The 11,056-nt window shown below is 62.9% G+C and carries 8 protein-coding genes; all 8 read right to left on the bottom strand.

What is annotated here, in order from left to right; all coding sequences use genetic code 11:
• Positions 1-20: 20 nt before the first annotated feature.
• The 8 genes from ACNAOU_RS08995 to ACNAOU_RS08960 all read right to left on the bottom strand — a co-directional run bounded on the left by ACNAOU_RS08995 (position 21) and on the right by ACNAOU_RS08960 (position 10,971).
• The gene (locus ACNAOU_RS08995) at positions 21-998 is read right to left on the bottom strand and encodes an aldo/keto reductase (protein WP_039240789.1); all 978 of its coding nucleotides are present in this window, start codon (positions 996-998) and stop codon (positions 21-23) included.
• Positions 999-1,053: 55 nt separating this feature from the next.
• Positions 1,054-1,278, bottom strand: a complete 225-nt coding sequence (locus tag ACNAOU_RS08990) for a hypothetical protein (RefSeq protein ID WP_018778674.1) — start codon at positions 1,276-1,278, stop codon at positions 1,054-1,056.
• Between the two features lie 30 nt (positions 1,279-1,308).
• The gene (locus tag ACNAOU_RS08985; protein WP_039240788.1) at positions 1,309-1,869 is read right to left on the bottom strand and encodes a hypothetical protein; all 561 of its coding nucleotides are present in this window, start codon (positions 1,867-1,869) and stop codon (positions 1,309-1,311) included.
• Complete coding sequence (locus tag ACNAOU_RS08980; RefSeq protein ID WP_422758447.1) at positions 1,866-2,435, bottom strand: DUF402 domain-containing protein; 570 nt, start codon at positions 2,433-2,435, stop codon at positions 1,866-1,868. The genes ACNAOU_RS08985 and ACNAOU_RS08980 overlap by 4 nt, the downstream gene beginning before the upstream one ends.
• Positions 2,432-4,405, bottom strand: coding sequence for a 1-deoxy-D-xylulose-5-phosphate synthase (gene dxs / locus ACNAOU_RS08975; protein ID WP_018778677.1), 1,974 nt, complete (start codon positions 4,403-4,405; stop codon positions 2,432-2,434). The genes ACNAOU_RS08980 and dxs overlap by 4 nt, the downstream gene beginning before the upstream one ends.
• A gap of 178 nt (positions 4,406-4,583) precedes the next feature.
• Positions 4,584-7,391 (bottom strand): aconitate hydratase, encoded by a 2,808-nt coding sequence (locus tag ACNAOU_RS08970; RefSeq protein WP_018778678.1) that lies wholly within the window; start codon positions 7,389-7,391, stop codon positions 4,584-4,586.
• Between the two features lie 230 nt (positions 7,392-7,621).
• A complete protein-coding gene (locus tag ACNAOU_RS08965; protein WP_079581344.1) occupies positions 7,622-8,998 on the bottom strand; it encodes a class I SAM-dependent RNA methyltransferase in 1,377 nt (458 codons plus the stop codon).
• The gene (locus tag ACNAOU_RS08960) at positions 8,995-10,971 is read right to left on the bottom strand and encodes an APC family permease (protein ID WP_039240785.1); all 1,977 of its coding nucleotides are present in this window, start codon (positions 10,969-10,971) and stop codon (positions 8,995-8,997) included. The genes ACNAOU_RS08965 and ACNAOU_RS08960 overlap by 4 nt, the downstream gene beginning before the upstream one ends.
• Positions 10,972-11,056 lie beyond the last annotated feature (85 nt).

The following is an 11,056-nucleotide window of genomic DNA, read 5'->3' as shown; positions in this document are numbered from 1 at the left end:
CCGGCCAGTTCTGTATCGGATCAGAAGAGCGCCACCTTGGGCGACTTCGGGAAGATGTCGTCCAGCTCGTCACGGTCTTCCTGGGTTGGTACCCAGCAGACCGCTTCAGCATTCTCGCGGATCTGTTCGGGCCGCGTCGCACCGGCGATAACGCTGCTGACTCCGGGTTGGGCAGCGAGCCAGGAGAAAGCCAACTGCAACTCGCTGATGCCGCGCTCCTTGGCGAACTGGCCGAAGCGGCCCAGCTGCTCCCAGTCGGCGTCGTGCACCAGGTTGGTCCGTGTATGGCTCAGCCTGGAGCCCTCCGGCGCCTTGCCCGCCGAATACTTTCCCGTGAGCAGCCCGTTGGCGAGGGGGAAGTACGGCAACACGCCCAGGGAGAACGCCTGTGCCGCGGGAAGGACCTCAAGCTCGGCGCGGCGGTCCAGCAGGTTGTAGTGGTTCTGCGTGGAAATGAAGCGGACACCACCTGATTCGCGTCCCACATACTCGGCCTGCGCTATTTGCCAGCCGGCAAAGTTGGAATGCCCGATGTAACGGACTTTGCCGCTGGAGACCAGGTCATCCAGGGCAGCCAGAGTTTCCTCAATCGGCGTCCGGGGATCAGGCGTGTGGAACTGGTAAAGGTCGATCCAGTCAGTGTCCAGCCGGCGCAGGGAGGCTTCGACGGCCTTGACGATGTACCGCCGCGAACCACGGGCATCGAAGTCATTGCCGTTCACCCCGCGCATGTCCATGCCGAACTTCGTGCCGATCACGACATCGTCCCGGCGGCCCTTCAGAGCCTTTCCCAGCATGGTTTCGCTGAGCCCCGGCTCACGTCCGTAGACATCGGCGACGTCGAAGAACGTCACGCCTGCTTCAACGGCGGCGCGGACAACTGCGTCAGTGCCTTCCTGGGACTCCGTGGGCGTATTGGCACGCCCTAGGTTGTTGCAGCCCAGCCCTACAGCTGAGACGGTCAGTCCGGAATGGCCAAGGCGTCGGTATTCAGTCATGAATTCACCCTATCCCGCTCCCGCGGGAAGATAGTCACCCCGGGCAACAAAACCCCTAGCCGCCGGCAGTACCGTAGGTGATTCCCGATTCCTCCATGGCATCCTCAAGCTGGGCGATGGCCACTGGACCCATGCCGTGGAGCTTGGAAACCTGGCCCTCACCGTACTCGGCCAGCTGCTCCAATGTTTCTATGCCCTGATGGGCCAGTGCGCGCTTGGCCGGCGCTGCCAGGCCCTTGGGCAAAGGTGTATGTCCGGGCCAGTTGCTCTTGGACGACATGGGGTTCCCTCCTCGTGCATTGGGTGCTACTTAGAGACTAAAGCCCATACCTTGCTTCGGCGAGTGCTTCACCTTGAACGCTGCGGGATCTCCATGGGGCGCGGCAGCCACGGTGAGCTTCGTGAAGTCCAGGTCTTCGCCGCGGACACAGATCTTGATGGCGTTGACGGCTTTGTTGACATCCGGGCACAGGCAAAAGATGTTGAGGTGGCCGTTGCCGATCTCAGAGCGGTCCACGATCCCCAGTCCACGCCACGCCAGTTCGCCGGTAAGGGCCGCTTTCGCCTTCCTTTCCAGATGGCGGTCGCGTTCTGTGCCGTCCTTGGTCTTCAGCGCAATCTGCGCCACCACCCAGAACTGCTCGGACTCGGGAATCTCGGCGTAGCCGTCTTCCTCGCATTGGGCGGCAAAGGCGGTCATCAAACCTTCGACAGCGGACTCGTCATCCACTCCGGTTTCGTTGGTCTTGCTCTGGTGGCCAACTACCCCGTGGTTAACCACGAACTGCTGGTCTTCGTCGTCGTACCAGGCTTCGCGAAAGTGCAGTACACCCTCGTCGTCTGTCTTGTACGTCCGGATAATCCCGGTCATGCGCGTCCTTTCCTGAACCACTCGGCGCTGGGACTGTTGGACCCCAGAACGTCGAACGGTGGTTTCATGGTGTCCACTGCTTCGTATAGCGCTGCGCATTCGGCACGCATGGCGTCCACTGTTTGTCCCGGATAGCCCATGGCTGCCCGGTGTTCCTCGAACTCGTCCTCATCATCAACAAACACCCCGTGCGTGGTGGAACGGATGACGTCCAGGTCCATGTCGATCATGTGGAACTCGGTCACACCGGCTTTTATGGGAGTCCAGGCGTGGGCGGTGGCCAGGTCCACATAAATGCGGAAGTCGCCCGGGTAGCTGTCGTCGTAGAACGTTGCCACGTACTCGCCTGTCCTGGGTACAAGCAAGATGGCATCAGAAGCGGTGTAGAACGCCGCCCCCGGGCGGGAACAGAACTCCCCTGCGCCCTGGAATATCCACCAGCCGTAAATGTCCTCACCAAGATAACGGCCGGGAACAACCCAGTGGGCGGTGCCGTCCCACTTCCTGTTCCGCGCCACAACAAGGTCTCCAGGCTGCAGGGCGCCCGGTCCGCGATCGTCCCTCACAGGGTGGGCAAGCTGCCTGTAGTGGGGTGCTCCTGACCCGGGAGGGGGCGTGCAAAGGGGACCTTGGTCCCCAAAACCTGGGCAACGACGTCGTGCGTTATCTTTTGCGCGGTGAGCCCGACGCGTTCCAGCACCTGGCTCCGGGAACCGTGCACCAGGAACTCCACCGGCAAGCCGACCTCGTTCAGGGCAGTATCCACGCCGGCTGCACGCATTTCCTGGCGGATGCGGGAACCAACGCCACCGGCGCGTACGCCGTCCTCGATGCAGATCACCAAGCGGTGACGGGCTGCGAGGGCGATGATTGATTTCCGGACCGGAAGGACCCACCGCGGATCCACCACTGTTGAACTGATGCCTTGGGCGCCCAGGCGGTCGGCCACGTCCAAGGCCAACTCGGACATCGCACCTACGCTGACGATCAGGACGTCGTTCTCAGTGGAGCCTGCAGGCCTGCGCGCAAGGATGTCCACGCCGTCGTGGAGCCGTTCGATGGCTTCAACTTCGGAACCGACACTGCCCTTGGAGAAGCGCACAACGGTGGGAGCATCGTTGATGGCAACAGCCTCACGGAGTTCTTCGCGGAGCCGGGTTGCATCGCGGGGGGCAGCCAAATGGAGGCCAGGAACAATCTGGACCATGGCCATATCCCACATGCCGTGGTGGCTGGGCCCGTCCGGACCGGTCACTCCGGCGCGGTCCAGGACAATGGTGACACCGGCTTTGTGCAACGCAACGTCCATCAGGAGCTGGTCGAAGGCACGGTTCAGGAAGGTTGCGTACACGGCAACCACAGGGTGCAGGCCGCCGAAGGCCATTCCTGCGGCCGAGGTCAGGGCATGTTGCTCGGCGATGCCGACATCGATGACGCGTTCAGGATGGCGCTCAGCGAACTTATGCAGCCCCACCGGGATGAGCATGGCGCCGGTGATGCCGACGATGTCCTCGCGCTCGTCAGCAATGTCCGCGATCTCCTCGGCGAACACCGAGGTCCACGACCTGGCACCGGGGATTTCAGTGGACTCCCCTGTTTCGGGGTCGATGATGCCCACGGCGTGGAACTGGTCCGCCTCGTTGGCGAGGGCGGGTGCGTACCCGTGCCCCTTCTCGGTCATGGCATGCACAATGACAGGCCCGCCGTAGGCTTTCGCCGTGTTGAGGGCATGCTCCATGGCCTGGAGGTTGTGTCCGTCGACGGGGCCGATGTACTTCATCCCCAGGTCCTCGAACATGCCCTGCGGGGCCCACCAGTCCTTGATGCCCTTCTTCATGGCGTGCAGGCTCTTGTAGGTGAACTGGCCGGCCGGGCCGCCGTTCTGCAGCTTCTTCTTCCACCAGTCGAGCATCCGCTCGTACGCGGGGGCAGTGCGGAGCGAATCGATCGTGGGGCGCAACGAGGCAAGGTAGTCGGCAAAACCACCGACAGTGGGCGCGTAGGAACGTCCGTTGTCGTTGACCACGATCACGACGCGTCGCCGCTTGTCAGCGGCAATGTTGTTGATGGCCTCCCATGTCATGCCACCTGTCAGCGCACCATCGCCGACAACCGCGACGACGAACCGGTCACCTTCACCGGTGAGCTGGCGGGCGCGGGAAATTCCGTCGGCCCAGGACAAGGATGACGAGGCGTGGGAGCTTTCCACGATGTCGTGTTCGGACTCGGCCCGCTCCGGGTAGCCGGAGAGCCCACCCTGTTGACGGAGGGTACTGAAGTCCTGGCGACCCGTCAGAAGTTTATGGACATAGGACTGGTGGCCGGTATCAAAGACGATGCTGTCGCGCGGCGAATCGAACATCCGGTGGACTGCAAGGGTAAGTTCAACCACGCCCAGGTTCGGACCGAGGTGGCCGCCTGTCGCGGCGACGTTGGTGATCAGGAACTTCCTGATTTCGCCAGCCAATTCTTCCAGCTCTTTGCCGGACAGTTTGGCCAGGTCCTGTGGATCCTTGACGGTTTCCAAAAGTCCCAACGGCCCTCCTTAGGGTGAATGACGTGCTCGTTAACTTTAGCGCGTGCCCGGTGCCGCGCGTTCCCCCGGCCACCGCTTCGGCGGGGCGGAATTCTCCCGGACGCCAGCAGCCCCGGCCGGTCAATCGACCAGCCGGGGCTGCATGGCACCGTAATCGGCTGAAACCAGCCGGATTACGTTATGCGGAGATCTGACGCAGAACGTACTGCAGGATGCCACCGTTGCGGTAGTAGTCCGCTTCGCCCGGGGTATCGATACGCAGCACAGCATCGAAGGACTTGGATGTGCCGTCCTCAGCCGTTGCCGTGACCTTGAGCGTCTTCGGCGTGGTGCCGTTGTTCAGCTCGGTGACGCCCTCAACTGCAAAGGTTTCCGTACCGGTCAGGCCCAGCGTTGCAGCCGACTCACCGGCCGGGAACTGGAGCGGAAGGACACCCATGCCGATCAGGTTGGAGCGGTGGATGCGCTCGTAGCTCTCGGCGATGACTGCCTTGACACCCAGGAGCGCAGTGCCCTTGGCTGCCCAGTCACGGGACGAACCGGAACCGTATTCCTTGCCTGCCAGGACAACCAGCGGCGTTCCCGCAGCCTGGTAGTTCTGGGCGGCGTCGTAGACGTAGGCCTGCGGTGCGCCTTCCTGGCTGAAGTCGCGGGTGAAGCCACCTTCGACGCCGTCCAGGAGCTGGTTCTTGATGCGGATGTTGGCGAAGGTACCGCGGATCATGACTTCGTGGTTGCCACGGCGTGAGCCGTAGGAGTTGAAGTCCTTGCGCTCCACACCGTTGGCCAGGAGGTACTGGCCGGCGGGGGTGTCCGACTTGAAGGAGCCGGCCGGGGAGATGTGGTCCGTGGTGACGGAATCGCCAAGCTTCAGGAGCACGCGGGCACCCGAGATGTCCTTGACGGGATCCGGCTGCGCCTTCATGCCCTCGAAGTATGGGGGCTTCCGCACGTAGGTGGAGTCCTCGGCCCAGGCGAAGGTGTCACCGGCAGGGGTGTCGAGTGCCTTCCAGCGGTCGTCGCCGTCGAAGACGCCTTCATAACCCTTGGCGAACATGGCCTCGTCGATGGAGGAGTCAATGACTTCCTGCACCTCGGTCGGGTTCGGCCAGATGTCCTTCAGGAACACCTCGTTGCCTTCGGAGTCGGTGCCCAGGGCATCGGTGTCGAAGTCGAAGTCCATGGAACCAGCCAGTGCGTAAGCGATGACCAGCGGCGGCGAAGCCAGGTAGTTCATCTTTACGTCCGGGTTGATGCGGCCTTCGAAGTTGCGGTTGCCCGAGAGGACTGCCGTCACGGAGAGGTCGTTGGCCTGGATTGCTTCGGAGATTTCCGGCTCAAGCGGGCCGGAGTTGCCGATGCACGTGGCGCAGCCGTAACCCACGATGTAGAAGCCGAGCTTCTCGAGGTACGGGGTCAGGCCGGACTTTTCGTAGTAGTCCGTGACCACCTTGGAGCCGGGGGCGACGGACGTCTTGACCCACGGCTTGGAGGTGAGGCCCTTGTCCACGGCGTTGCGTGCCAGGAGGGCGGCAGCCAGCATGACGGAAGGGTTGGACGTGTTGGTGCAGGACGTGATCGAGGCGATCGACACTGCGCCGTGGTCCAGTTCGAATTCGCGTCCGTCAGCGGTCTTCACGTGAACCGGCGACGACGGACGGCCGTTCGCACCATTGGCGGCGGACGCAACGCGTGCCGTCTCCGTGGTGTGCGAGTCGGCGTGCGTGAAGGACGGCGAATCGGAAGCGGGGAAGGATTCGTCCAAGGCCTCGTCCACGCTGCCGTCTTCGATGGAGACGTAGTTGTGGATGTCCTTGCGGAACTGCTCCTTGGCATCCGTGAGCTCGATGCGGTCCTGGGGACGCTTCGGGCCGGAGATCGACGGAACAACCGTGGAGAGGTCCAGCTCGAGGAACTCGGAGAAACGCAGTTCGCGGGAAGGGTCGTGCCAGAGGCCCTGCTCCTTGGTGTACGCCTCCACCAGGGCGACGTTCTCTTCGGAGCGGCCCGTCAGGCGCAGGTAGTCCAAGGTGACGTCGTCGATCGGGAACATGGCGGCCGTGGAACCGAATTCCGGGCTCATGTTGCCGATGGTGGCGCGGTTGGCCAGCGGCACAGCCGCAACGCCTTCGCCGTAGAACTCGACGAACTTGCCCACAACACCGTGCTTGCGCAGCATTTCCGTGATGGTCAGGACGACGTCCGTAGCGGTTGCGCCGGCCGGAATGCTGCCGTTGAGCTTGAAGCCGACAACACGCGGAATGAGCATGGAGACCGGCTGGCCGAGCATTGCTGCCTCGGCTTCGATGCCACCGACGCCCCAACCCAGGATGCCAAGGCCGTTGACCATGGTCGTGTGGGAGTCAGTGCCCACACAGGTGTCGGGGTAGGCACGGACGACGCCGTCAACCTCGCGGGTCATCACGGTGCGTGCCAGGTACTCGATGTTGACCTGGTGGACAATACCGGTTCCCGGGGGAACGACCTTGAAGTCGTCGAACGCGGTCTGGCCCCAGCGAAGGAACTGGTAGCGCTCACCATTGCGCTGGTACTCGATCTCCATGTTGCGTTCCAGCGCGCCCGAGTTACCGAACGCGTCGATCTGGACGGAGTGGTCGATAACCATTTCCGCAGGCGCCAACGGGTTGACGCGCTTGGGGTCGCCGCCAAGTTCCTTGACGGCTTCACGCATGGTGGCCAGGTCAACAACGCAGGGAACGCCAGTGAAGTCCTGCATGATGACACGTGCCGGGGTGAACTGGATTTCCGTGTCGGGCTCCGCGTTGGGATCCCAACCGGCCAGGGCGCGGACATGGTCAGCCGTTATATTGGCGCCATCCTCAGTCCGCAGGAGGTTTTCAAGCAATACCTTGAGGCTGAACGGAAGGCTGTCTGCGCCTTCTACGGAGTTCAACCGGAAAATTTCATAGTCGGTGCCGGCTACATTCAGTACGCCTTTGGAACCGAAGCTGTCCACAGTGCTCATGGCAGGACTCCTCTCGCAACAGTTTCATCTTTGTCGCGTGGTTGGCCGCTAGCCAGTTAGGTGGACCTTACTTAGCCGGGCGGCATCTCTGTTGGTCACCCCACCCCGGGGGTGTTCATTCCTGCGGAGCGGGACTACTACGCCCATCGTAGTGGCATTGTCTCCGCCACGGGCAGCCATCCGCCAAAGCCGCCCCGTCCGCAGTCTCGCGCGGACGGGGACCGGCCCAGCTAGGCGGCCGGAACGATCAGGCCAACCGTTTCGAGATGGTGGGTGTTGGGGTAGAGATCAAAAGCCCGCAGCGATTCCAGCCGCCATCCACCCTGATGGAAGTAACCCAGATCACGCGCAAAGGAAGCGGGATCGCAGGACACATAGGCGATTGCACGCGGGCCGGTGGCCATCAATTGCTTGACCACGGTTTTGCCTGCGCCGGCCCTGGGCGGATCCAGCACCAAGGAGTCGAAGCTGCGGGACCGCTGGTGCAGGACCCGCTCCACGCGGCCCTGGACTATTTCCACCTGGGGCGCTCCATGGAGGTTCTTGCGGGCGTCCCGGCTGGTGCCCGGCGAGCCCTCGACAGAGAGGACCGAACCAGTGATCCCTACGGCGTCCGCCAGAGGGGCCGTAAACAGCCCGGCGCCGGCGTAGAGATCGGCGACAGCCGCACCGGGCTCCAGATACCCGCCGCGGGAAAGATAGTCCGTCACAGCTCCAACCAGGGTGTCCGGTGCGTCCTTATGGATTTGCCAGAAACCCTCTCCTGTTACCCGGTAGTCGTAGCCTGCGGCACTCTCCTGGACCCAGGTCCTCCCCCGCAGTTGCTGGACCTCGCCCTTGATGGGATCGAAACCCGCCACGGAGACGTCGCCTGGCAGTTGGGAGACGATGCTGTGCAAGCGTTTGGGGCTGGTGCCTTCCTCCGGAGCCAGGAGGATCAGGGGCCTGGAACCGTTGGCTGGGACAGCGACCTCCACGCGGGCTATGCCGGAAAGGTCAATGTCCCAAAGCCGGAGGTCGTTGATCCCCTGCAGGGCCAACGGCATTTCCTTGACCGGAAGCACCATGTCCGAGCGGTGGGCATGCATGCCCAAGCGTCCGTTGGAGGTCACCGCGAAGCTGGCGCGCGTACGCCAGCCGAGTCCGTCGTCGTGGTTCCCGCCGACTGCCTCCACCCCGGTGGCGAGATCCAGGCCGGCGAGCCGTTTCAGCTGTTCGGCGAGAACCTCTGCTTTCAGGCCACGCTGCCGCTCGAGCGAGATGTGCCCCAGTTCGGCGCCGCCGACCGGCGGGGCACCCCGGTTCCAGGACGCCAGGGAATCCGCCGCCTTCCAAAAGTGCGGAACGCGGTCGGGCGAAGCGTCCAGGACCTCCACGACGTCGGCGCGCCAGAAGCGCGACGAGTCACCCGAGTCGGTCAAGCGGACGCGGACCTTCTCACCGGGGATGGCATGCCGGACGAAAATAACGCGGCCCTCGTGACGTGCGACGAAATGCCCGCCGTGGGCGATCGGACCGACGCTGACGACGAGTTCATCACCGTCCGCGGCCTGGGCTCCGTGGGTGTCGCTGTGCCCCGTGCGGGGCGGATTGCTGTGGGGGGTCATTGGGTATCCTGCAGTGCCTTTGCTTCTTCGGACGACTTCAGTTGCCACGGAACGCTGGCAACCATGACTCCGGGTTCAAAGTGGAGCCTCGTCTTGATTCTGAGTGCTGTCTGGTTGTGGACCAGCTGTTCCCACCACTTGCCCACCACATACTCAGGGATGTACACGACGATGAGGTCGCGTGGAGAGTCCCGGCGCATGGTTTTGATGTAGTCCATGATGGGCGTGACAGTTTCACGGTAGGGGCTGGCCAAAACAGTCAAGGGAACGGGAATTTCCAGTTTTTCCCAGTCCCTGACGGTGTGCTCCGTCTCTTCGGAGTTGATGTCCACGGTCACGGCGTCCAAACGTGATGGCCTTGATGCGCGGGCATAGGCCAGCGCCCTCAGGACCGGTTTACGCACGTGCGAGACGAGAAGTACGGCATGGACCCGGGTAGGCAGTGCGCGGGGAGAGGAGTCTTCGTCGACTGCGAGTTCCTTGGCGACATTGTCATAGTGGGCCCGGATGCTCCACATGATGAGGAAGAGGATGAACATCGCGAGCAGGGCGATCCAGGCACCCTGTTCAAACTTTGTGATGAGGACAATCACCAGCACCAGTGCCGTCATCCCGAAGCCCATCATGTTGATGGTGCGGGATTTGATGATGCGCCGCCGGACAACCTTGTCCTTGGCCAGCTTCAGCTCACGGCCCCAGTGGCGGATCATGCCCAGCTGGCTCGCCGTGAAGGAGATGAAAACGCCCACGATGTAGAGCTGGATCAGCTTGGTGACATCTGCGTTGAACGCGAGGATGAGGACCAAGGCTCCGGCTGCCAAGGCCAGGACACCGTTGCTGAAAGCCAACCTGTCGCCCCTGGTGCGCAACTGGCGGGGAAGGTATCCGTCCTGCGCAAGGATGGAGCCCAGTACGGGAAATCCGTTGAAGGCGGTGTTGGAGGCAAACACCAGGATGATGCCGGTGGCTGCAACGACGATGTAGAAGAGGATGGAGCCGGAGCCGAAGATCGTATCGGCGATCTGGCTGATGGCCGGGGTTTGGATGTAGCCCTCGGGAAGCGGCTTGCCGTCCACCAGGAACTCCTTTGCCGGGTCCAGGACGATGTGTACCTTCGTGGCATTGGCCAGGTAGAGGATTCCAGCCAGCATCGAAGCGGCAATGACACCCAGGAGCAGCAGCGTCGTCGCTGCATTCTTGCTCTTGGGCTTCTTGAAGTTGGGTACGCCGTTGCTGATGGCTTCGACGCCGGTGAGGGCCGCGGCTCCCGAGGAGAAGGCCCGAAGCAGCAGGAAGGCGCCGGCAAGTCCCACCAGGCCTTCATCGAATCCGGGCGCGGGAACGATTGTGAAGTTGGCTGACGGGGCCTCCCCCAGTTGTCCGGTCGCCGCCTGGAAGATTCCAACGGCCGTCATGCCCAGGATGGACGCCATGAAGATGTAGGTAGGAATGGCGAAGACCGTGCCGGCTTCCTTGATTCCCCGCAGGTTGACCAACGCAAGGATGGTGACACCTATGGTGGCGATCAACGCCTGCTGGCCGTGGAGCGAGGGGATGGCGGTGGTCAGGTACGTCGCAGCCGACGACATGGACACCGCGACGGTGAGGACGTAATCAACCAGCAGGGCCGACGCAACCGTAAGGCCCGCATACTTGCCGAGGTTGACGTTCGCGATCTCATAGTCGCCGCCACCGGACGGGTAGGCATGGACGTTTTGGCGGTACGAGGCCACCACTGTGAGCAACACCACCATGACGGCGAGGCCAACCAGGGGCGAGAACGCCACGGCGCTGACCCCGGCCAAGGCGAGCGTAAGCAGGATTTCATCCGGGGCGTACGCCACCGACGACAGGGCGTCCGAGGCGAAGATCGGCAATGCGATGCGTTTGGGCAACAGCGTGTGGGACAGGCGGTCGTTCCGGACAGGCCGGCCCACCAGCACCCGCTTCGCGGCATTCAAAATTGTCAGCACTCCGCAAAGCTACTCTGAATACCCTGCGATGTCATGACGACGAAGGCGTGCTTAGCCGGCCGGCGACGGTAAAGTCATACCGAGC

This window comes from Paenarthrobacter sp. C1 (assembly GCF_049315185.1).
GTDB classification, from domain to species: domain Bacteria; phylum Actinomycetota; class Actinomycetes; order Actinomycetales; family Micrococcaceae; genus Arthrobacter; species Arthrobacter nicotinovorans.
This window is presented reverse-complemented; position numbering and strand designations above follow the sequence as displayed.